Raw genomic sequence first — 20,864 nt, forward strand, 5'->3', positions numbered from 1 at the left:
TCCTTTCTCCGTGCCCGGTTCCACCGCGTCGCCCAGACCGTCAAGGCGTCGTGCTCCGCCCGCCGCTGACGTACGGCCGGTACTGCTCCGTGCCGTGCGCCAGCCAGCCGGCGATGGTCTCGGCGATCGGCTGACCGGTGTCCATCTCGACGAAACCGAACTGGCCCGACTGGTTGCACTCGAGGAACCACCAGATGCCGTCGGCGTCCTCCGCGAAGTCGAAGGCACCATAGGCCAGCTCGGCGTCCTTCATATACGTGTGCACGGTCTCGGCGACTCGCGGCGGCACCTCCGCCGCCAGCCATGGCGAGACGGACGGGGCGAACCGGACGTCCACGTCGTCGGGACGCGCGTCCGGGCTCACCGGCTTGCGGGCGGCCAGCAGCCGCTCGCCGACCACCGTCAGCCGGATGTCGGCCCGCTTGGCCACCCGCCGCTGCAGCAGCGTCGGCCCGAACGCCACCGCCGCGAAGTCGGTGTCCGGTGCCACCCGGCTGGTCGGCACCGCCCGCGGCGGCTCCTGCGGATGCGCGCCCGACACCGGCTTGACCACCAGGTCCGGGAAGCGCTCCGCGAACTCCCTGGCCGCCTGCGGGAACGTGGTGATCAGCGTCGCGGGCACGGCGAGCCCGCTGCGCTGCGCCAGCCGCAGCTGCCACGGCTTGTGGCGGGCCCGGCGGGCCGCGTCCGGATGGTTCATCCAGCGCGCGTCGGTCCCGCGCAGCATGCCGTACAACGCCTGTTCGGACTCCTCGGTCAGCCAGGTGGACGGCTGGGTGGCCCGGGCGGCCGCCACTCCCGGCCTGCGCACCCAGATGGAGCGGAGGCCGTTCATGCTCACCAGGCGCCCGTTCACGGACAGATGCCCGCGACTGGCGCCCTGCACATACTCGCCCGACAGGGCCACACCGCTGGTCAGATCGGCAGGATCGAGGCGAACGACGGGCACTCCGGTCTCGTGCAGCCGGAGGACCACCATGTCCGCCGTCACGTCCTCGTCACTGGTCAGGATGAGCACAGTCATCGTCGGGGTCCGCGCTCAGTCGTCGAAGTGCGTCTTGGAGCCCGCCGTGGAGGTCGTGGTCCCCAGGGCTCTGAGCGTTGCGTGATCGGTGGCTGCGATCCGGCCATCGAGGAGAACGTTCAACTGCAGTCCGGAGTCATACGCGTACGGAGTGGTGACGTCCAACTGCACTGCGGGGCGTGCGTAGTTGAGCGCGAACGGTTGCATGGTCTCTCCCTGTTTCGTTCTTCCATGCACTTATACGATTCGAACGCGTGGTTGGTTTCCTTACTCTGCGTAATCTCAGCCCTAATTAAGGGCTTGTTAAGGAACCATCCGGAAATCAGCGGCGAATCGTTCCCGCCCGTGGCCGATTTCACATGCCCGTCCGGCATGTGACGGCGTCAGATGCCCGCGATGGTCCGGGATGTCTCCAGGGTCCGTTCGGCGTAGCCCCGTCCGAAGAGCACGGTATGCACCAGCAGCGGAAACAACTGATGCACCGCCACGCGCTCCGCCCAGCCGGCGGCCAGGGGGGCCACCTCCTGGTACCCCTCCAGAATCAGGTCAAGGTACGGGCAGCCGAAGAGGCGGAGCATCGCGAGGTCGGTCTCGCGGTGCCCGCCGTGCGCGGCCGGGTCGATCAGCCGGACCGGGCCGTCGGCGCCCCACAGGACATTGCCGTTCCACAGATCTCCGTGCAGCCGGGCGGGCGGCTCGGGCGGCCCCGCCACCTCCGGGAGCCGCTCGCAGACCCGCTCGACCACCGAGGCCTCGCCAGGCCGCAGGGTCCCCCGGTCGACCGCCATGCGCAGATACGGCAGCACGCGGTGCTCGGCGTACCAGTGCGGCCAGTCGGTGCCCGGCTCGTTGCGCATCGGGGCGCGGCCGATCCAGGCGTCGCCCGGGCCGTCCGGCGGCGCCGCCCCGAAGGCCGGGGCCCCGGCGGCGTGCAGAGCGGCGAGCGCCTGGCCGAAACGCGTCGCCGCCGCGGCGCCCGGGCGTCCGGTGGGGACCAGTTCGGTCAGCAGCCACCACTCGTCGTGCCCCAGCACCTCGGGTACCGCGACCGCTCCGGCGGCGGTCAGCCAGCGCAGCCCGGCCGCCTCGGCCGCCACCGCACCGGGGTCCTCGCCGCGCTTGACCATGACGGTGTGCCCGCCCGCGAGCATCACCTCCGCCAGGCCGCCCGGCCGTGCCCGCACGGCCGAGACCGGCCGCCCGGTGAGCCGGACGGCCGCCGCGCCCGGCCCCTCGCCGCAGTCGACCACGGCCACCAGAGTACGGGCCGTCCCGGGTCAGGAGCCCCAGGTGCCCTGGTCCACGGCGCAGTTCCACCCCGTGCCGTGCAGGGCGAACTTCACCTTGTAGGTGTGGGTGTTCAGCAGATGCGTCTGCACCTTCACGCCGAGGCTGGTCTTCTTCTTCAGCGTCGTCGTGTACACCGACACCGTCTTCGACGTCTTGTGGCTGACCTTGCCGCCCTTGGCCGTGGCGCTGCCGAAGCGGATGTTCTTCACGTCCGTCACGGTGAACGTGACCTTCTTGAAGCTCTTGCTCGCGCTGGTGTTCTTCACCGCGAAGTACAGTCCGCCGTTGGTGACCCAGCCGCCCGAGTTCACGTAGAAGCGGCTCGGATAGACGATGTCGACCGGGCAGCCGGTGCTCCGTGCCGCCCCGGCCTGCGCGGACGCGCCGGTGGCGAGGCCCAGTTGGGCGGCGGTGACGACCCCGGCGGCGGCCAGGACGGCGAAAGAAGTGCGCATACGGTTCACTGCGGTGATACCTCCCCCTGCGGTATTCATCGGACAGTAGAGGAGGGTCCCACCTCCCCGGCCTGAAAGCACCCTTATTTCCACGGGACTTCCACCATTGCTACGACAGGTTCCGGCCAAACCCCGGTGGTAACTACCCGTGTCGATCAGGCACCGCCAGCGTGAGGGCCGCCGCGTCGCCACACCAGGGGCACTGGGCCCCGCCGGACAGGCCCTGGCGCGCGGCGGAGGGTATCCCCCTTACGGCGAGGGCGCGCACGCCGTGATCGGCGCCTGCACGACCTCGCCCACTGGAGACTGGACCACTTCGACAGAGTCGACCCGGGCCTCCCTCAGGCCGGCTGGATCCGGCCGATCGCGTTGCCCAGCAGCTCGGTGAACCACACCGTGCCGTCCGGGCCGGCCGTGAGCCGGAAGGGCGACTTGTCGGGGCCGGCCGGCACCGGTACGACGGTGATCCCGCCGTCCGCCGCCACCCGGCCGATGCGGCCGGACCGGTCGGTGAACCACACCCGGCCGTCCGGCCCCGCGGCGATCCCGCCGGGGTCGCCGTCCGCTCCGGGCAGCGGGAACCGGGTGACACGGCCGGTGCCGTCGATCCGGTCGACGGAGTCCGACCCGGACGCGGTGAACCACATCCCGCCGGGCCCGGCGACGATGTCCTCGGGGAAGTCGGCGCGGCTCGGCAACGGGAACTCGGTGATCCGGCCGGTGGTCTCGATCCGCCCGATCCTGCCGCCGGCCAGTTCGGTGAACCAGAGGGCACCACCGGCACCGGCGGCGATGCCGTACGGGAGGGCGGCGGCCGTGGGCACCGGGTACTCGCTGATCCTGCCCGCGGTCGTGATCCGGCCGATCCGGTTGGTTCCCGGTTCGGTGAACCACAGCGCGCCGTCGGGCCCGCGGGTGATGCCGGCGGGTGCGCTCGCGGCCCTGGGCAGGGCGAACTCGGTGACGGTGCCGGAGGTGGTGATCCGTCCGATGCGTCCGGCCGCCTGCTCGGTGAACCAGAGGGCGTGGTCCGGCCCCGGGGTGATGGCGAACGGCGCGCTGCCCGGGGTCGGGGTGCGGCGGTCGGTGACGGTGCCGTCGGCCGCGATGCGCCCGATCCGGGCGGCGCCGGACTGGGTGAACCACAGCGCCCCGTCCGGCCCGGCGGTGATCCCCGCGGGGAGGCTGTCGGCGGTGGTGGTGATCGGATACTCCGTCACATCACCGCCGCCACCGGCGCGGGCGGGGGCCGCGACGGCGGTCACGCCGGTCAGGGCGCCGAGCAGGAGGGCGAGCACACGTCGGGGGAGTCGGCCGGGCATACGGGGTCCTGGTCCTTGTCAGACGGACTTTCAGATCGAGGCTAGACGCGGCCGTACGACCGTACGACCCGACCGGTCCGGATGGGGGAGGGGAGTGTCATCGCCGCCGGGCGGCCCCGTCCTACAAGCCGAGTCCGGTGACCCTCACGCTCCCGGTGAAGCAAGAGAAATCCGAGTAACTCCCTTGTTACGCAAGGATTGACGCGCCCCACGCGTCCCTCTAGTTTCTGATCGCCTCTCCGAACCGCGTTCGAAATATCGGACATCCCCCCTTCGTCTGGAGCGCACATGACCGGCATCCCCCTGTCGCGCCGTCACTTCCTCGGTGCGGCCGCGACCGTCCCCCTCGCCGCCACCAGCGCCCTCGCCCTCGGCGCCGGAACCGCCCGGGCCGCCACCAACTCGGCGTATGTGATGTGCTACTTCACCGAGTCCCCGGACATGCTGGCCGCCAACTACGGCCTGCACCTGGCGGTCAGCACCGACGGCCTCCAGTGGACCCCGCTCAACCAGAACAACCCCGTCGCGACCCCCACCGCCGGCTCGCTCGGCCTGCGCGACCCGTTCATCCTGCGCAAGCAGGACGGCACCTTCGTCGTACTCGCCACCGACCTGTACGGCACCGACTGGAGCTACGTCAGCCAGTACATCCACGTCTGGGACTCCACCGACCTGCGCACCTTCACCGGCTACCGGCGGATGAAGCTGCATGACATGGACACCCACGCATGGGCGCCGGAGGCCTTCTGGGACGCGGGACGCGGCACGTACGGCGTCGTCTACTCCGCCGTGAACGACAGCGGCCACAACGTCATCATGATCAACTACACCGGTGACTTCGTGACCGCCGGCGACCCCCAGGTCTTCTTCGACCCCGGCTACGACGTGATCGACGGTGACCTCGCGGTCGGCGTCAGCGGCGTCAACTACCTGTACTTCAAGAAGAACTCGACGCTGGTCGGCGCCCGCTCCACGTCACTGGACCCCGGCAGCTTCACCGAGTTCTCCACGGCCGTCTCGCACAACGGCACCGAGGCCCCGACCCTCGTCAAGTCGCTCACGTCGAGCTCGACCTGGTACCTGTGGGGCGACACCTGGGACCCCAACGGCGTCTTCTACGCCTGGGGGACCAGCGCCCTGTCCGCCGGCACCTGGACTGCACTCGACCAGAAGACCTACACCCAGCCGCTCAACTCCAAGCACTGCGGCATCCAGCCCATCACCTCGACCGAGTACAACAACCTCGTCGCCAAGTGGGGCACCCCCACCTGGAACCGGCTGAAGTCCTACAACTACCCGGCCCGGTACGTCCGGCACAGCAACTTCGTCGGCCGGATCGACGAGTACGCCTTCGACCCGTACACCGACGGCATGTGGAAGCTGGTCCCGGGCCTCGCCGACAGCAGCGGCGTGTCCTTCCAGTCGGTCAACTACCCGACCCGCTACCTGCGCCACTACAACTACCAGCTGCAGCTCGACGAGAACGACGGCACGACGACGTACGCCCAGGACGCCACGTTCTACCGGACGGCCGGACTCGCCGACTCCTCCTGGTCGTCGTTCCGGTCGTACAACTACCCGACGCGCTACATCCGCCACTCCGACTACGTGCTGCGGATCGACCCCGTCTCCACGAGCACGGAGCAGGCCGACGCCACCTTCCACGTCGGCTACTGACACCGCGGCCGGCCCGTCGCGCGGCGACACGCCGACGACGGGCCCAGGCACCCCCGAATGGCCGTGTGCCGCCGGGCGGGATTGACCCAGCCGGGCGGTGTTGGGCGTGTCGTCACCACGGATGGGCGGCCTGGATGGTGCCGGGCGTGGGGCTGGCTGACGGTGGTTCATGTCGGGGCCGGGTCGTTTCAGCCGATGGAGTATCCGCTGCCCGGCCACGGCGGAAGGACATCGAGATGCGTTCTGCCCGCATGATCCTCGCGACGACGGCCGCCACCGCAGCCCTCGCCTTCGCGGCACCCGGCGCTCAGGCCGCGGTCGCGGGGGACTGGGACAACGGAGGCCGTGACGACTCTTCCTACAGCAAGGAGCACAACGACGACAGCAGCCACGAAGGGCCGAGTGGCGGGATGTACACGGGCGGCGGTGTACTCGCCGCGGCCAAGCTGAGCGACCAATGGGACTCGGACAGCGGCAACGACAGCAAGTTCGACCCCGAGACCTACAAGGACAAGGGCGACGGTCAGGGGGGCAAGGACGACAGCGGCGGCAAGGGCGACAAGGGGAGCGGTGAAGGCCGGGACGAGGGCGGCTCTTGGGGCGACGACGAGGACAGTGAGAAGCCGCACGGCGGTATGCACACCGGTGGCGGCGGCCTCGCGACGCCCGGGGTGACGGCCGGCGGGCTGGCCGTCCTCGGTGTGGCGGCCGCCGGTGCCTACGCGCTGCGGCGCAGGAAGGCCGTCGGGTCCGTGTCCTGACGGGGTCACGCATACGGGAGCCGCGGCCGCCGACCGTCATGGGCGCGGCCGCGGCCCCGTTCCGCCCCTCCCGCTGCCGTGCCCCAGAAAGGTGACCTGTGATGGCAGCTGGCCCCTCCTCCCCCAACCCCGAGGCCCCCGGACCCGACGCCGCGGATCCCGAGAACCCCGACGGCACCCGGCGCGCCGGACGGCTGCCCGTGTGGGTCGCGGCCGGCCTGCTCCTGGCCGTGGCGCTGCTGGGTGGACACGGCAACGCCTCCGACGCCTCGGGCGGCACACGGGCCGAGAGCGCGGACGCCGCCCCCTCGGGCGGTGCGCGCCGGGCCGGCGAGGCACTGCCCCGGTCCGAGCCGACCCGCCTGCTCATCCCGAAGATCGCTGTCGACGCCCCCTTCACCACCCTCACCCTCGCGCCCTCGGGCCAGCTTGAGCCGCCGCCCGCCGCCGACACCAACCTCGTCGGCTGGTACGCCGAGGGCCCGGCGCCCGGCGAGGCGGGCACCGCGATCATCGCCGGGCACGTCGACACCAAGGTGTCGGCGGCCGTCTTCGTCCGGCTGGACGAACTGGAGCCCGGCGACCGCTTCACGGTGCTCCGGGCCGACGGCGCGAAGGCGCACTTCGTGGTCGACAGCGCCGACACCTTCGCCAAGGACGACTTCCCCAGCGAACGCGTCTACGCCGACACCTCCCGCCCGGAGGTGCGTCTGATCACCTGCGCCGGCGACTACGACCACGACGTGAAGGACTACACGGAGAATCTGGTCGTCTTCGGCCACCTCGTCTGATTCCGAACGCGTGATCGCGTGCCGGGCGGCGCGGATGGGGCCATGGCCGGGATCGCCGTCAGCCGCCCGTCGACTCCCGTACCACCAGGCGGAAGGGGCCGATGAACTGCTCCCGCTCCGGCCCTGGCCCGGCCGGGTCGATGCGTGCCGCCAGCAGGGCGACCGCGCGTTCGGCCATCAGGTCGTGGTCCGGGTCGACGGTGGACAGGGAGGGGACGAGGTAGGCGCTCTCGTCGACGTTGTCGAAACCGATCACCTTGACCCGCTCCGGCACCCGGAGCCCGGCGTCGGCGAGAGCGCGCAGTACGCCCATGGCCACCGTGTCCGTCACACAGAACACCCCGTCGAAATCGAGGCCGCCGGCCACCTCCTCCCGGATGCGGCGGGCGGCCTCCCGCATGGTGAGCGACTCGGTGGTCACCACCAGCTCCGGGGCGGCCGGCAGCCCCGCGGCCGCCAGCGCCCGCAGATATCCGGCGTGCCGCAGGCTCGACACATCGGCCTCGCTGCCCAGGCGCCCGCACACGAGGGCGACGCGCCGGCAGCCCCGCTCGACGAGATGGCGGGTCGCCGCCTGCGAGGCCGCCTCGTTCGGCATGGCGACATGGTCGACGGGCCCGCCGAAGAGCCGCTCGCCCAGGATCACCACCGGATGGTCGACCTCCAGCGCCTCGACGTCGGCCGGCCCCATCCCGACGGTGCTGAGGATGAGGCCGTCGTAGAGCCGGTGGCGGGACAGGGCGATGGCCGCAAGCTCGTTCTCCCGGCGGGCACCGGTCTGCTCGATGCTCACCCCGAGGCCGTGCCGGTCGGCCGCCGCGATGATCGAGGCGGCGAGCCGGCCGTAGTACGGGCGGTTGATCTCGGGGACCGCCAGGCAGATCGTCCCGGTACGGCCCTTGCGCAGATTGCGGGCGGCGACGTTGACCCGGTAGTCGAGCCGGGTCATCGCCTCCAGGACGCGGTCGCGGGTGGCCGGGCGGACGTTGGGGTGACCGTTGATCACGTTGGAGACGGTCATCGCCGACACGCCGGCCGCCTTCGCCACGTCCTGGATCGTCGCCACGCTCACTCCCGCCTGCCGTCCTCGGCAAGACGATAGAGGGCCGCGCCGTGGGCGGGCAGTTCGACGGTCAGCCGCCGCCCGTCGTGGGCGGTGTCGGTGCGGGTCCAGACCTCCCGGACCCGGTCGCGGGGCCCGGCCCCGATCGACCCCAGCGGCACCTCGAAGCGGCGCGCCTCGTCCGCCGGCGAGAACACCGCCGCGTACCGGGTGTGCCCGTCGGTGTCCCGGGCGGTCCACAGCACCAGGTCCCGCTCCCGCAGCACCTCCCGGTTGCCGGTGCTGTGCCAAAGGACGTCGAGCGCCTCGTCGTTGGTGAGCAGGCCGATGGTCTCGGGCGGGCTGGTGGGCAGGTCGCCGCCCATCATCAGCGGTGAGCGGGAGATCAGCCAGAGGGTGAGCAGGCTGGTCTGCTCGGCGTGGGTGAGAGCCGACTGGCGGTCCGCGCCGCGCTCCGCGCGGATGCCGATGTGGCCCAGCGGCAGCATGTCGGCGTCGGCCCAGCCGTGCCGGCCCTGCCAGGGGGCCCAGCGGGCCATCCGCGCGAACTGTGCCTCGACGTCCTCCCAGCGGTCCCACAGGTCGTCGCAGACCCGCCACATGGTGGCGTGCTCCCGCAGGTGGTCGAGACGCGCGAGGGACATGTCCGTGCCGGGGGAGAGGCTCAGCTCGATCGGCCGCCCGCTGCGCTCGACGGCCCGGGCGTAGGCGGCGATCTCCCGCTCGTGGTACGGGAAGAGCATGTCGTCGGCCTTGACGAAGTCGACGCCCCACGCGGCGAATTGGGCCACCTGGCTGTCGTAGTAGGCCTGGGCGCCGGGGTGGTCGTGGTCGAGGCCGTAGTTGTCGGAGTTCCAGGGGCACACGGAGTCGGTGTCGGCGACGTCGGCGGCCGTGAACTCCGTCCCGAGGACAGGGAGTTTCGCCTCGACCGCCCGGCGGGGGATGCCCCGCATGATGTGCAGCCCGAACCGCAGGCCCATGCCGTGCACGCGCCCGGCCAGCGGCCCGAACCCGGCCCCGGCCGCGGCGGAGGGGAACCTGTTCGGTGCGGGGAGCTGACGGCCGTGGGCGTCGAGGACGAGCGGGGCGTCCGGGTTGTAGCCGTGCGCCCGGGCGGTGGGCTCGTACCACTGGATGTCCACGACCACGGTGTCCCAGCCGTGCGGCAGCAGGTGCTCGCGCATGAACTCCGCGTTGGCGAGGACCTCTTCCTCGGTGACGGTGGTGCCGTAGCAGTCCCAGCTGTTCCAGCCCGCCGGCGGCCGCAGGTGGCGTGGGGGCAGCGGGCGTGGGGATCGGGTCATGTGCGCACTCCTGAAAGTCAGCGCTGGTTCAGCGGGGCCTGGACGGTGACGAACGAGTGCGGCGGGAGGGAGAGCCGAAGGCCGTGAGCGACGGCTTCGAGGTCCTCGAACGCCCGCGGGGCAACGGCCGTCGAGGCCTCTGGTGAGTTGTGGGCCTGGAGCTTGTCGGCCGTGAGGACACGGGCGGTCGGCTCGCCCAGGGTGCCGCCGCGCAGGTCGAGGGTGACGTCCGCGGGTTCCTCGGCGTCGAGGTTGCTCAGCGAGATCAGGACCGTGCCGTCCTTGACGCTGGCGGAGGCGGAGAGGGTGTCGAGTTCGGCGTCCCCGACCCGGCGGCGGGTGCCCTCGCCGCGTAGGTGCACCGGAAGCGACGTCGCGTCCTGGTGGCCCTTGTTCATCTCGAAGACGTGGTAGGTCGGGGTCAGGACCAGGGCGTCGCCGTCGGTCAGGAGCATGGCCTGGAGCACGTTGACGGTCTGGGCGATGTTGGCCATGTGCAGGCGGGCGGCATGCCGGTGGAAGATGTCGAAGTGGGTGCTGGCCACCAGCGCGTCCCGCAGGGTGTTCTGCTGGAAGAGGAAGCCCGGGTCGGTGCCGGGCTCCACGTCCCACCAGGTGCCCCACTCGTCGAGGACCAGGCCGACCGTGCGGCCCGGGTCGTAGACGTCCATCACCGTGGAGTGGCCGGTGAGGATGCGGTCGATACGGCGGGCCGACAGCATCGTGCGGTAGTAGTCGTCGGCGGTGAACTCGGTGGCGCTGCCCTTGGCCTCCCAGGGGCCGGAGAGCGTGTAGTAGTGCACGGACAGGCCCTGGAAGAAGGTCTTCGGGGTGGCCTCGCAGCCGAAGCAGCTGATCTGCTGCATCAGGGTCTCGGTCCACTTGTAGTCGGCGTCGGAGGCGCCCGAGGCGATGCGGTAGAGCTTGTTGTCACCGTGGTCGCGGCAGTAGGTGGCGTACTGGCGGGCCAGGTCGGCCGAGTACTCGGCGCGCATGTTGCCGCCGCAGCCCCAGGTCTCGTTGCCGATGCCCCAGAACCTGACCTGCCACGGCGCCTCACGGCCGTTCTCCTTGCGCAGCCGCACCATCGGGCTGTCGCCGTACCGGGTGAGGTACTCGACCCACTCGCTCATCTCGCGGACCGTGCCCGACCCGACGTTGCCGCTGATGTAGGGCTCGGCGCCGAGGAGTTCGCACAGGGCCATGAACTCGTGGGTGCCGAAGTGGTTGTTCTCCTCGACGTTGCCCCAGTGCGTGTTGACCATCCGGGGCCGCTGCTCGCGCGGGCCGATGCCGTCCCGCCAGTGGTACTCGTCGGCGAAACAGCCGCCGGGCCAGCGCAGGTTGGGGATGTCCAGGGCGCGCAGGGCTGCCACGACGTCGAGGCGGATGCCGCCCTCGTTGGGGACGGGGGAGTCCTCGCCGACCCAGAAGCCTCCGTAGACGCAGCGGCCGAGGTGCTCGGCGAAGTGGCCGTAGAGGTGGCGGCTGATGGTCGGGCCTGCGATGTCGAGGTTGATGATCGCGGTGGCGGTCGGCACGCGGGTACTCCTGTCCGGGAGGCCTGATGTTCGATATGTCGAGCAACGTTCGTGACATCGTTTGTATCGATAAAAAACTGCCATCGGGTCGTCGGTGCGTCAAGAGTGCGGACGAGTGCGGACGGCCCGGTCACCCTGTGCGCACAGGGTGACCGGGCCGTCGGAGGCGAGGGGCGTCAGACCGCCGTCGCCGGGAACGTCGGGTACTCGACGCCGGAGACGTGCTGGACGACCCGGACCACCTGGCAGGAGTAGCCGAACTCGTTGTCGTACCAGAGGTAGAGGATCGCGTTGTCGCCCTCCACCTTCAGGGCGCCCGCGTCGACGATCGACGCGTGGCGCGAGCCGATGAAGTCGCTGGAGACCGCGTCCGGGGCGGTGATGAAGTCGATCTGGCGCCTCAGCGGCGAGGTCAGCGACACCTCGCGGAGGTAGTCCAGGACCTCCTCGCGGGATGCCTCGCGGGCCAGCTGCAGGTTGAGGATCGCGATCGACACGTCCGGCACCGGGACCCGGATCGAGCTGCCGGTGATCCGCGCCTTGAGGTCGGGCAGCGCCTTCGCGACGGCGGACGCGGCACCCGTCTCGGTGATGACCATGTTGAGCGGCGCGGACCGGCCGCGACGCTCCGACTTGTGGTAGTTGTCCAGCAGGTTCTGGTCGTTGGTGAACGAGTGGACGGTCTCCACGTGCCCGCGCAGCACCCCGTACTCGTCGGCCATGGCCTTCAACGGCGGCACGGTCGCGTTGGTGGTGCAGGACGCGCAGGACAGGATCTGCTCGTCCGGCTTGATGGTGTCGTGGTTGACGCCGTGCACGATGTTCGGGACGTCGCCCTTGCCCGGCGCGGTCAGCACCACCTTCTCGATACCGGGCCGCAGGTGCGTCGACAGGCCCTCGCGGTCCCGCCACTTGCCCGTGTTGTCGATGAGGATCGCGTTGCGGATGCCGTACGCCGTGTAGTCCACCTGGGACGGGTCGTCGGCGTAGATCACCTTGATCTCGTTGCCGTTGGCGAGGATCGTGCTGTTCTCCTCGTCGACGGTGATCGTGCCCTGGAACTGGCCGTGGATGGAGTCGCGGCGCAGCAGCGAGGCGCGCTTCACGATGTCCTGGGCCCCGCCGCCGCGCACCACGATGGCCCGCAGGCGCAGCCCGTTGCCGGAGCCGGACTTCTCGATGAGCAGCCGGGCGACCAGGCGGCCGATGCGGCCGAAGCCGTACAGGACGACATCGCGCGGCTCGCGCTGCTCGATCTTGTTGGCGCCGGTGGCCCCGGCGACCGCCTCCGCGGTGAACGCCTCGACGTCCAGGCCCCGGTCGTCGGCCTTGTAGGTCGCGGCGAGCATGCCGATGTCGATCTGGGAGGGGCCGAGGTCGAGCGTGGTGAGCGCTCGCAGGAAGGGCATCGTCTCGGTGACGGAGAGCTCGGCGCCGGCGATCTGGCGGGCGAACCGGTGCGTCTTGAGGATGCTGACCACCGACTTGTTCACCAAGGAGCGGCTGTGGAGGAGGACCGTCACGTCCCGCTCCCGGTGCAGCTTCCCGATGATCGGGATCATCGACTCCGCGATCTCCTCGCGGTTCTTCCAGTTGGTGAACGAGTCGTCGTTGACAGTCACAGATCTACTCTCGATCGAGCTAGGTGGCGCTCATATGCTAAACCGGCCGGTCAATGATCGATCAAGGGGGTCCCGGTGTGATGTGGGTCGTCCCTCTGTGACGCGGGTCGTGCGGGTCGGAACCGGTGCGGGCCCCTGCCGTGGCGGTCGCCCGCTCACCCCCGAGGCGTCCAGGTCCCCCGGAGGTCGGCGGCCGCGTCGATCAGCAGGGTGCGGAAGACGTCCGCGAGGGGAGTCAGCGTGGTGTCGGACCGGGTCACGGCGTGCACGTCGCGGCGGGTCGGCGAGGGGGCGGTGCGTGGTGCCGGCGACGGGGGTGAGGGCCAGCCGGGAGACCAGGGCGACGCCGATGCCGGTGCCGACCAGCGCCTGGACCACGTCGTACGTCGCCGTCTGGAAGCGGATCCTGGGAGTGAAGCCGGCCTCGCCCGCCGCCCGGTCGAGCTGCTCGCGGGCGGCATGCCCGGCCAGGATGGTCACCCACGACTCGTCCCGCAGCTGCTCCAGGCGCAGTGGCGTGCCCTCGGGGGACCCGGTGACCAGCGGGTGGTCGTCGGGCAGGACGATCACCATGGGGTCCCGCATCAGCGTGTGCAAGGCGATGTGCGGGGACGGCTCCGGGGGCAGGGCCCAGGAGGCGATCACCGCGACGTCCAGCTCGCCGGCCGTGACCCGCTCGACGCCGCGCTCGGACGGCAGGTCCTCCACGGACACGTCCGCCCTCGGGTACCGGTGGCGCAGCGCGGTCAGGGCGGGCGGGAGCAGATGCAGCGCGGCGGCGAGGAAGGCGCCGACCCGCAGGCGCAGCGACAGATGACCGAGGAGGGCGGCGAGCCGCTCCCCGGCCTGTTCCGTCTGCTCGTCGATGACCCGCCCGTGCTCCGCCAGCAACGCCCCGGCCGCCGTGAGCGACGCCCCGCGCGGCCCGCGCACCACCAGCGGGACGTTCAACTCCCGCTCCGCCCGGGCCACCTGCTGGGTCACCGCGGCCGGTGTCACGCCCAGGGCGTGGGCGGCGCCGGTGAGCGAGCCATGGCGGTCGATCAGGGCGAGCAGGCGCAGCTGCCCCGGATCCGCGGTCGTCACTAAATCATCTTAATGCTGATCCGCGGCGCTCTAACTTCTCTTCACACGCGGCCCGCGCCAGCCTGGTGGTGGATCATCCCCCCGCACCCGGGAAGAAGGTCGGCGAGACCGTGCCCATCCATCTGCCGCTGTTCGTGATCACCACCTGGCTGCTGGCCATGCTCCCGGGAGCCGGACAGGCGCTCATGATCCGGCAGACCCTGGAACTGGGCCCGCGGCCCGCCCGGGCCACCATCGCAGGCAATGCCACCGGGCTGCTCGTCTGGTCGACCGCCGCCGCCGTGGGCCTCTCGGCCGTGCTCCTCGCCAACCCGCACGCCTATCTGGCAGTACGCCTCGCAGGCGGAGCGGTCCTGCTCGTGCTGGGGGTCAACACCCTCAGGGCGGCCGCGAGGCAGAGCGCCGCCGACACCGCTCCGAGCGCCGCGACGGCGGGGCCCACCGGTCTCTGGGGCGCGTACGGCGCCGGACTCGGCACCGCGCTGGGCAATCCGAAGGCCGGCGTCTTCGCCGTGTCGGTGCTGCCCCAGTTCGTCACGACCGACGGTCCCGTCCTCCTGAGCAGCATCGCGCTGGGCGTGCTGTGGGCCCTCGTCAACGTCTGCTGGTACCTGCTCTTCACCTGGGCCGTCGGCCGGGGCCGGGACCTGGTGACCAGGCCGGCGGTGCGGCGCGCCCTGAACATCGTCACCGGCGTGGTGCTGTGCGGGCTCGGCGTCGCCGTGGCCGGGGGAGTCTGACACCCCCGTGCCTCGGGTGCGTTCCGCCCGGACGCAACCCGGTGGCGCCGATCACCGCGTCGTGATCGGCGCCACCGGGCGGGGGCTGGACTGCTCCCGGCCTAGCGGGGGTTGAAGACCACACTCGCGAAGCGGACGCTACTGGGCGCCGAGTGCCCGGCAGGGACCCGGCGTGCGGTGCCCTTGCACTTCTGCTTGCTGTAGACGACGAGCGCCTTCTTCGTGGCGTTCTGCGGACCGCGCGCCTCCTGCGCCATGTCGAGGCACTTACGGTCCGGCGGGTTCTGGATGGCGTACGCCTTGCCCTGGGGCCCCACCCAGACGAACGACCCGTCGGCGGCGGCGGCCGGACCGATGGTGACGACGGCGAGGACGAGCCCGCCGAGAGCGGCGGTGAGGGGACGGCTGAGACGCATCGTGATGTCCTTCGTGAGCGGTGAAAGCGGTGACGACGGTGAAACAGTCGGCGACGGAATCGACGGAAGAGACCGAGGCCCGGCGCCATCACACACCGTCACCGCACCCGTGCGCCCCGGCGACACGGAAACGTCCCACGTCCGGGGGACGCCCGGCGGCGTGCCGTGACGCTCCGGCCCGGCCGGCGGGGCGGTGGTCCCGAGGACAAGTGCGGGACCGGTGACGGTGGTTGACCGACACCGGTCACTCGTGCGCCTGTTACTGAGGAGGCGCGGGAGCCGTCGGCGATTCATTGACGCTAAATGCGGGACATAAGAGTAAATTCCCGACCATTGCTTGCGAGAGGTGTCACCGGCGGACGGGGCAAGGGATGAGCACGGACGAGGGTGTCGCGGTGACGACCGGGATCGCGCGACTGCACGACTCGCCCGGACTCGCCGGGCCCGGCCGGTTCGCACTGGTGACCAACCACGCCGGAGTCCTCCCCGATCTGCGCCCGGCGGCGCCCGCGCTGCTCGCGGCAGGCGCGCCGCTGGCCGCCCTGTTCGGTCCTGAACACGGGCTGCACGGGACCGGCCAGGCCGGCGAGAGCGAGGCGGCCCGGTCCGACCCCGACACCGGCCTGCCGGTGTACGACACCTACCGGTGCGAAGGCGGCCACCTCGACAAGCTGTTGATCGACAGCGGCGTCGACGCCCTGGTGTACGACCTCCAGGACATCGGGGCCCGGTTCTACACCTACGTGTGGACGATGTTCGACCTGATGGTCTCGGCGGCCCGCACCGGCGTCCGGTTCGTGGTCGCCGACCGGCCGAATCCGCTCGGCGGACTCGTCAGTGAGGGCCCGCTTCTGGACCCGGCGTGGGCCAGCTTCGTCGGGCGCGCCCCGATCCCCGTCCGGCACGGTCTCACCTGCGGGGAACTCGCCCGGCACTTCAACGCCTCCGCCGTGCCCCAGGCGGCGGGCGGTGCCGTCGAGTTGACGGTGATCGAAGCCGTCGGCTGGCCGCGCGCCATGGACGCCGAGGCCACCGGCCTGCCGTGGATCGCCCCCTCGCCGAACATCCCGACGCCCGCGACCGCCCTCGTCTACCCCGGAACCTGCCTGTTCGAGGGGACGAACCTCTCCGAGGGACGCGGCACCACGCAGCCCTTCGAGATCGTCGGCGCCCCCTACCTCGACGCACGGTTCGCACCGGCACTCGCCGAACTCGGCCTGCCCGGAGTGCACTTCCGCGACCTGCGCTACGTACCGGCCTTCCACAAGCACGCCGGACGGCCGCTGCGCGGAGTCCAGCTGCACATCACCGACCGCTGGGCGTTCGCACCCGTCCGCACCGCCGTCGCGATGCTCGCCGTGCTCCGCCGGCTGTACCCGGACGACTTCGCCTGGCACACCGTCGACGGCGGCGCCGAGGGGACCGGACACCGGCACTTCGTCGACCTGCTCTGGGGGTCCGACCGGTTGCGGCGGACCGTCGACGCGGGCGAGGACCCGCTGCCGCTGTGCGATCCGCCGGCCCCGCCCGGCCGGTGGGCCGGCGACGACGTACTGCTCTATCCCGCAGCACCGATCTGCCCGGAAGGACGATCCCGTCGATGACCGACCGCACGCCGACAACCCCGGCCGGGATCCGCGGCTTTCGTGCCGGCGACGGCCCCCGGGTGGTGGAGGCCTGGCGCCGCAGCGCACCCGCCGACCCCATCACCCCGGACCGCTTCCGCACCCTGGTGCTGCTCGACCCCAACTTCGATCCCGAAGGGCTGCGGGTCGCCGTCGACGGTGACCGCGTGGTCGGCGCCGCCTACGCGGTGCGGCGGCTGACGCCGATGGCCGGTACCGACCTGGAGCCGGAGCAGGGCTGGATCCCGTTCTTCTTCGTCGCCCCGGACGCCCGCGGGCGCGGCCTCGGCCGCCGGCTGCTGACCGAGGCCCTCGACTGGCTGCACGGCCACGGCCGTACCCGGGTGGACTTCTCGTCGTACACCCCGAACTACGTGTTCCCGGGTCTGGACGCCGAGGCCTACCCGGAGGCGGCCGGGCTCCTGGAGTCGCTGGGCTTTCGCACGCTGTACGAGGCGGCCGCGATGGACCGCGGCCTGGTCGGCTACCGCCTCCCGGACGACGTCGCCCACCGCCTGGACCGACTCACCGGGCGGGGCTACCGGTTCGCCACCCCGGCCGACGACGACCTGGTGGATCTCCTCGCGCTCGCCGGGAGCCGCTTCGGCCCGGACTGGGCGTGCACGATCCGGGCGTGTCTGGCCGCGGGCACACCGCTCGACCGGATCGTCGTCGCCCGCGACCCGGCCGGCCGTATGGTCGGCTGGGCGATGCACGGCGCGTTCGACTCGGTGGACGAACGCTTCGGCCCCATCGGGGTGCTGGAGGAGATGCGCGGCACCGGGCTCGGCGAAGTCCTCCTCCACCTGGTCCTGGAACGGATGCGGGCCCTGCGCGCCCACTCCGCGTGGTTCCTGTGGACCGGCGCCCAGTCGCCGGCCGGCCACCTCTACCGCAAGACCGGATTCACCACGACCCGGGTGTTCCGCGTGCTGCGCCGGGAGGCGGCCGCCCGATGACACCGACACCCCCGGCCGGCCGGCTGAGCCGCCGTCGCCTCTCGCTCGCACTGCCCTCGGCGCTGCTCGCGTCCGGCTGCGCCGCGCCGTCCCGGGGCACCGGGCGGGCCGGGAACCCGGTCGTGCTCACCCTGCTCTCCCACTACGCCAGCGGGGAACTCAAGAAGGCCCTCCAGCGCCCGGTCGACGAGTGGAACGCCACCCACGACCGGGTCAAGGTGGCGACCAAGGCCGTCGAGTTCACCGAACTGCTGACCACGTTCATGGTCCGCCAGGCCGCGGGCCAGGGCGCCGACATCCTCCAGCCGTACTGCCTGTGGAACGGCCAGCTCGTCCGGGCCGGCGTCCTGCGGCCGGCCCCGGCCGGGCACGCCGAGGAGATCAGGCGCGGTTACGGCGCCGCCGCAGTCGGTTCCTCGTCGGTGGCGGGCCGGGTCTACGGCTACCCCACCGAGACGCAGACGTACGCCCTCTACTACAACAAACGGGTGTTGCGCGAGGCCGGCGCCGACGGACCCCCGCGCACCTGGCGGGAGCTGGAGGAGACGGCGTACCGCACCGCCCGGCGGGACGGCTACGGCAACACCCTGGTCCAGGGGTTCGGCCTGTCGACCTACGACGACTCCACGACCGTCGGGCAGACCCTCGCGCTGCTCAACGCCGCCGGCGGACGGTTCGTCGCCGCGGACGGCAGGAGCACCGCCATCGACTCGCCGGCCGGCCGGGCCGTCCTCGACCTGCAGCACCGTCTTGTCGCCAAGGGCGCGAGCGACCCCGGCGTCAACGTCTACAAGGCGTTCGCGTCCGGTCAGGTCGCCATGGTGATCAGCGCCGGCTGGTGGACCGCGAACCTCAAGTCCCTGATGGGCGAGGCCTACCGCGACGTCGGCGTGGCGCCGGTGCCCCTCCCCGGGGCGGACGGCCGGCACGCCACGCTCTCCACCGGGTTCATGCTCGGCGTCAACACCGCCAGCGAACATCCGCGCGAGGCCTGGGAGTTCCTGCGCTGGCTCAACGCCGAGAAGGTGCGCGGTGCCACCCGGATGAGCGCCCTCCAGGTGTCCGTCGGCTCCCTGACCGGCCGCGCCGACGACATGCGGACCCTGCTCGGCGCGGGCGGCGACCCGAACCTGCGGCCCTTCCTGGACGCGCTGGCCTACGCGGTGCCGGAGCCGAACGGGCCGGGCGCGCAGCAGGCCAAGTCGCTGCTGCGCAAGAACATCGAGGCGCTGTGGACCGGTCAGCAGTCCGTCGACGAGGCCCTGCGCACCACCCGCCGCCAGGTCGACCAGGAGGTGTCGCGCTCATGGTGAACGCCACCCTGACAACGGAGGCCGCCGAACGGACCGCCCGCCATCCGTCCGCCGTCGGCGTCCGCGGCGGCGGACGCGACCGGCAAAGGCGCCGCCAGGCCGTCGTCGCCTACCTCTTCCTGGCCCCGACACTGTTGTTCTACGCCGTCTTCCTCGCCCTGCCGCTCGGCTTCGCGCTGCTGCTGTCCATGTCCCGCTGGGCGGGCTTCGACCTCGGCGACATCGACCCCGTCGGACCGGACAACTTCGCCCGTCTCTTCGCGGACGGGGCGACGTTCCTGACACCGGTCCTCACCAACACGCTGCTGTTCGCCCTCGGCACCGTGGCCCTCGCGCTGGCCGGCTCCGTGCTCGTCGCCACCTGTATCGACAAGCTCCGGTTCCAGGGGCTGTGGCGCACGCTGTACTTCCTGCCGATCGTCACGACCGTCGTCGCCGTCGGCAACGTCTGGAAGTACATGTACGAACCCGGCGGCCTCGTCAACGGCGTCCTCAACGCCCTCGGACTCGGCTCGGTGGCGTTCCTCCAGGACCCGGACACCGCGCTGCCCGCGGTCGTCGTCGTCCAGGCCTGGGCCTCGGTCGGCTCGGCGATCCTCGTCCTGACCGCCGGGCTGAAGTCCGTCCCCCAGTCGTACTACGAGGCCGCCGCGCTCGACGGCGCCGGGCCCGTCACCGTCTTCTGGCGGATCACGCTGCCCCTGCTGCGGCCGTCCCTGCTGTTCGTGTGCGTCACCCAGTTCCTCACGGGCCTCCAGTCGTTCGCGCTGATCATCGTGATGACCAAGGGCGGACCCGGGGACGCGACCGACGTGGCCGCCCTCGAGATGTACCGGCAGGCCTTCTCCTACGGCGACTGGGGCACCGCGAGCGCCGCCGCCTTCGTGCTCTTCGCGGTGGTCCTCGCGGTCACGCTGGTCCAGTTGTGGCTCTTCCGGCGCAAGGGGGAGGACGCGTGATCCGCCGACGGTTCCCCTGGCTGTCGTATCTGCTGGTCGTCACCGGCGCCGTGCTCACGGTGGTGCCGTTCCTCGACATGGTGATGACGTCCTTCAAGGGCGCCGACGAGGCCGGCAGGCTGCCGTACCGGTTCCTGCCCGAGGCGTTCGACCTGTCCAACTACCGGGCGGCCGTCCACCAGCTGGACCTGCCGGTGCTCTTCCGCAACAGCGTCGTCGCCACGGCCGTGATCAGCGGTTCGGTGCTGGTCACCTCGTCGCTCGCCGGCTACGCGCTCGCCAAACTCCGCTTCCCCGGCCGGGACTTCGTCTTCCGCCTGGTGCTGTCGACGATGATGTTCCCGCCGTTCCTCTTCCTCGTCCCGCACTTCCTGATCCTGGTGCACTGGCCGCTGGCGGGCGGGAACGACCTGTTCGGGCGCGGCGGCGCCGGCCTGACCGTCAGCATCGCGGCGCTCGCCATGCCGTTCCTCGTCAGCAGCTTCGGGATCTTCCTGATGCGCCAGTTCATGGTCGCCATCCCGGACGAGGTGCTGGAGGCCGCGCGCATCGACGGGGCCGGCGAGTTCACCGTGTGGTGGCGGATCGTCGTCCCGCAGACCAAGCCGGTCCTCGTCACCCTCGGACTGCTGACCTTCGTCGACGCCTGGAACGAGTACATCTGGGCGCTGCTCGTCTCGACCGCCAACCCGGACGTGATGACCCTGCCCGTCGGCATCCAGCTCCTCCAGGACTACGTCGACCCGACCCGCACGACGCCGATCGTCATGGCCGGCCTGGTCCTGAGCACCCTGCCGGTCCTGGTGCTCTTCCTGCTGCTGCAGAAGCACTACATCCGTGGTGTGATGCTCAGCGGCCTCAAGTGAACCGCGGATCCTACCCAGGTCGTGGTGTCGATACGCTGTTTGTCGTA

20 protein-coding genes are annotated in these 20,864 nt (G+C 71.4%); 9 read left to right on the forward strand and 11 right to left on the reverse strand.

The window, feature by feature from the left end:
- Positions 1–40: 40 nt before the first annotated feature.
- The 5 genes from tgmB to ACGFZQ_RS14525 all read right to left on the reverse strand — a co-directional run bounded on the left by tgmB (position 41) and on the right by ACGFZQ_RS14525 (position 4,091).
- Positions 41–1,024, reverse strand: coding sequence for an ATP-grasp ribosomal peptide maturase (gene tgmB / locus ACGFZQ_RS14505; RefSeq protein WP_351736877.1), 984 nt, complete (start codon positions 1,022–1,024; stop codon positions 41–43).
- A gap of 15 nt (positions 1,025–1,039) precedes the next feature.
- On the reverse strand, positions 1,040–1,231 hold the full coding sequence (gene tgmA / locus ACGFZQ_RS14510) for a putative ATP-grasp-modified RiPP (protein ID WP_133024031.1): 192 nt from the start codon (positions 1,229–1,231) through the stop codon (positions 1,040–1,042).
- A gap of 176 nt (positions 1,232–1,407) precedes the next feature.
- The gene (locus ACGFZQ_RS14515) at positions 1,408–2,274 is read right to left on the reverse strand and encodes a fructosamine kinase family protein (protein ID WP_393840782.1); all 867 of its coding nucleotides are present in this window, start codon (positions 2,272–2,274) and stop codon (positions 1,408–1,410) included.
- Positions 2,275–2,301: 27 nt separating this feature from the next.
- Positions 2,302–2,769: a hypothetical protein gene (locus tag ACGFZQ_RS14520; protein ID WP_393840634.1), complete on the reverse strand. Its 468-nt coding sequence runs from the start codon at positions 2,767–2,769 to the stop codon at positions 2,302–2,304.
- 341 nt (positions 2,770–3,110) lie between these two features.
- Positions 3,111–4,091 carry a hypothetical protein gene (locus tag ACGFZQ_RS14525; RefSeq protein ID WP_393840635.1) on the reverse strand — a complete coding sequence of 327 codons (981 nt, stop codon included), beginning with the start codon at positions 4,089–4,091 and terminating at the stop codon, positions 3,111–3,113.
- 288 nt (positions 4,092–4,379) lie between these two features.
- On the opposite strand from ACGFZQ_RS14525, the gene ACGFZQ_RS14530 reads away from it, so the two are divergent.
- The 3 genes from ACGFZQ_RS14530 to ACGFZQ_RS14540 all read left to right on the forward strand — a co-directional run bounded on the left by ACGFZQ_RS14530 (position 4,380) and on the right by ACGFZQ_RS14540 (position 7,320).
- Positions 4,380–5,768, forward strand: coding sequence for a glycoside hydrolase family 43 protein (locus tag ACGFZQ_RS14530; RefSeq protein ID WP_393840636.1), 1,389 nt, complete (start codon positions 4,380–4,382; stop codon positions 5,766–5,768).
- A 236-nt stretch (positions 5,769–6,004) separates the two neighbouring features.
- The gene (locus tag ACGFZQ_RS14535) at positions 6,005–6,529 is read left to right on the forward strand and encodes a hypothetical protein (RefSeq protein WP_393840637.1); all 525 of its coding nucleotides are present in this window, start codon (positions 6,005–6,007) and stop codon (positions 6,527–6,529) included.
- Between the two features lie 101 nt (positions 6,530–6,630).
- On the forward strand, positions 6,631–7,320 hold the full coding sequence (locus ACGFZQ_RS14540) for a class F sortase (protein WP_382543631.1): 690 nt from the start codon (positions 6,631–6,633) through the stop codon (positions 7,318–7,320).
- Between the two features lie 58 nt (positions 7,321–7,378).
- Here ACGFZQ_RS14540 and ACGFZQ_RS14545 read toward each other — a convergent pair whose 3' ends face one another.
- The 5 genes from ACGFZQ_RS14545 to ACGFZQ_RS14565 form a co-directional block, all read right to left on the reverse strand.
- A complete protein-coding gene (locus ACGFZQ_RS14545; protein WP_393840638.1) occupies positions 7,379–8,386 on the reverse strand; it encodes a LacI family DNA-binding transcriptional regulator in 1,008 nt (335 codons plus the stop codon).
- Between the two features lie 2 nt (positions 8,387–8,388).
- Positions 8,389–9,690 (reverse strand): glycoside hydrolase family 27 protein, encoded by a 1,302-nt coding sequence (locus tag ACGFZQ_RS14550; protein WP_393840639.1) that lies wholly within the window; start codon positions 9,688–9,690, stop codon positions 8,389–8,391.
- A gap of 17 nt (positions 9,691–9,707) precedes the next feature.
- On the reverse strand, positions 9,708–11,231 hold the full coding sequence (locus ACGFZQ_RS14555; RefSeq protein ID WP_393840640.1) for an alpha-N-arabinofuranosidase: 1,524 nt from the start codon (positions 11,229–11,231) through the stop codon (positions 9,708–9,710).
- A 176-nt stretch (positions 11,232–11,407) separates the two neighbouring features.
- Entirely contained in the window at positions 11,408–12,853 is a 1,446-nt protein-coding gene (locus tag ACGFZQ_RS14560) for a glyceraldehyde-3-phosphate dehydrogenase (RefSeq protein WP_393840641.1), read from the reverse strand.
- A 30-nt stretch (positions 12,854–12,883) separates the two neighbouring features.
- Positions 12,884–13,939: a LysR family transcriptional regulator gene (locus ACGFZQ_RS14565; protein ID WP_393840642.1), complete on the reverse strand. Its 1,056-nt coding sequence runs from the start codon at positions 13,937–13,939 to the stop codon at positions 12,884–12,886.
- A 68-nt stretch (positions 13,940–14,007) separates the two neighbouring features.
- On the opposite strand from ACGFZQ_RS14565, the gene ACGFZQ_RS14570 reads away from it, so the two are divergent.
- Positions 14,008–14,679, forward strand: coding sequence for a LysE family translocator (locus ACGFZQ_RS14570; RefSeq protein ID WP_393840643.1), 672 nt, complete (start codon positions 14,008–14,010; stop codon positions 14,677–14,679).
- Positions 14,680–14,780: 101 nt separating this feature from the next.
- Here ACGFZQ_RS14570 and ACGFZQ_RS14575 read toward each other — a convergent pair whose 3' ends face one another.
- Positions 14,781–15,095 carry a hypothetical protein gene (locus tag ACGFZQ_RS14575; RefSeq protein WP_393840644.1) on the reverse strand — a complete coding sequence of 105 codons (315 nt, stop codon included), beginning with the start codon at positions 15,093–15,095 and terminating at the stop codon, positions 14,781–14,783.
- Positions 15,096–15,466: 371 nt separating this feature from the next.
- On the opposite strand from ACGFZQ_RS14575, the gene ACGFZQ_RS14580 reads away from it, so the two are divergent.
- From ACGFZQ_RS14580 to ACGFZQ_RS14600, 5 genes are read left to right on the forward strand one after another with little or no spacing between them, the layout of a single operon-like run.
- The gene (locus ACGFZQ_RS14580) at positions 15,467–16,699 is read left to right on the forward strand and encodes an exo-beta-N-acetylmuramidase NamZ domain-containing protein (RefSeq protein ID WP_393840645.1); all 1,233 of its coding nucleotides are present in this window, start codon (positions 15,467–15,469) and stop codon (positions 16,697–16,699) included.
- Entirely contained in the window at positions 16,696–17,679 is a 984-nt protein-coding gene (locus ACGFZQ_RS14585) for a GNAT family N-acetyltransferase (protein ID WP_393840646.1), read from the forward strand. The genes ACGFZQ_RS14580 and ACGFZQ_RS14585 overlap by 4 nt, the downstream gene beginning before the upstream one ends.
- Positions 17,676–18,992 carry an ABC transporter substrate-binding protein gene (locus ACGFZQ_RS14590; protein ID WP_393840647.1) on the forward strand — a complete coding sequence of 439 codons (1,317 nt, stop codon included), beginning with the start codon at positions 17,676–17,678 and terminating at the stop codon, positions 18,990–18,992. The genes ACGFZQ_RS14585 and ACGFZQ_RS14590 overlap by 4 nt, the downstream gene beginning before the upstream one ends.
- On the forward strand, positions 18,986–19,951 hold the full coding sequence (locus tag ACGFZQ_RS14595; RefSeq protein ID WP_393840648.1) for a carbohydrate ABC transporter permease: 966 nt from the start codon (positions 18,986–18,988) through the stop codon (positions 19,949–19,951). The genes ACGFZQ_RS14590 and ACGFZQ_RS14595 overlap by 7 nt, the downstream gene beginning before the upstream one ends.
- On the forward strand, positions 19,948–20,817 hold the full coding sequence (locus ACGFZQ_RS14600; protein ID WP_393840649.1) for a carbohydrate ABC transporter permease: 870 nt from the start codon (positions 19,948–19,950) through the stop codon (positions 20,815–20,817). The genes ACGFZQ_RS14595 and ACGFZQ_RS14600 overlap by 4 nt, the downstream gene beginning before the upstream one ends.
- Positions 20,818–20,864 lie beyond the last annotated feature (47 nt).

Source organism: Streptomyces sp. NPDC048254 (assembly GCF_043201895.1).
Taxonomy (GTDB): Bacteria; Actinomycetota; Actinomycetes; order Streptomycetales; family Streptomycetaceae; genus Streptomyces.

Excerpts from the sequence above, each read along its gene's own strand:
- tgmB (WP_351736877.1), bottom strand. The coding sequence starts at position 1,024 with ATGACTGTGCTCATCCTGACCAGTGACGAGGACGTGACGGCGGACATG.
- tgmA (WP_133024031.1), bottom strand. The coding sequence starts at position 1,231 with ATGCAACCGTTCGCGCTCAACTACGCACGCCCCGCAGTGCAGTTGGAC.
- ACGFZQ_RS14520 (WP_393840634.1), bottom strand. The coding sequence starts at position 2,769 with ATGCGCACTTCTTTCGCCGTCCTGGCCGCCGCCGGGGTCGTCACCGCC.
- ACGFZQ_RS14525 (WP_393840635.1), bottom strand. The coding sequence starts at position 4,091 with ATGCCCGGCCGACTCCCCCGACGTGTGCTCGCCCTCCTGCTCGGCGCC.
- ACGFZQ_RS14530 (WP_393840636.1), top strand. The coding sequence starts at position 4,380 with ATGACCGGCATCCCCCTGTCGCGCCGTCACTTCCTCGGTGCGGCCGCG.
- ACGFZQ_RS14535 (WP_393840637.1), top strand. The coding sequence starts at position 6,005 with ATGCGTTCTGCCCGCATGATCCTCGCGACGACGGCCGCCACCGCAGCC.
- ACGFZQ_RS14540 (WP_382543631.1), top strand. The coding sequence starts at position 6,631 with ATGGCAGCTGGCCCCTCCTCCCCCAACCCCGAGGCCCCCGGACCCGAC.
- ACGFZQ_RS14550 (WP_393840639.1), bottom strand. The coding sequence starts at position 9,690 with ATGACCCGATCCCCACGCCCGCTGCCCCCACGCCACCTGCGGCCGCCG.
- ACGFZQ_RS14575 (WP_393840644.1), bottom strand. The coding sequence starts at position 15,095 with ATGCGTCTCAGCCGTCCCCTCACCGCCGCTCTCGGCGGGCTCGTCCTC.
- ACGFZQ_RS14580 (WP_393840645.1), top strand. The coding sequence starts at position 15,467 with ATGAGCACGGACGAGGGTGTCGCGGTGACGACCGGGATCGCGCGACTG.
- ACGFZQ_RS14585 (WP_393840646.1), top strand. The coding sequence starts at position 16,696 with ATGACCGACCGCACGCCGACAACCCCGGCCGGGATCCGCGGCTTTCGT.
- ACGFZQ_RS14590 (WP_393840647.1), top strand. The coding sequence starts at position 17,676 with ATGACACCGACACCCCCGGCCGGCCGGCTGAGCCGCCGTCGCCTCTCG.
- ACGFZQ_RS14595 (WP_393840648.1), top strand. The coding sequence starts at position 18,986 with ATGGTGAACGCCACCCTGACAACGGAGGCCGCCGAACGGACCGCCCGC.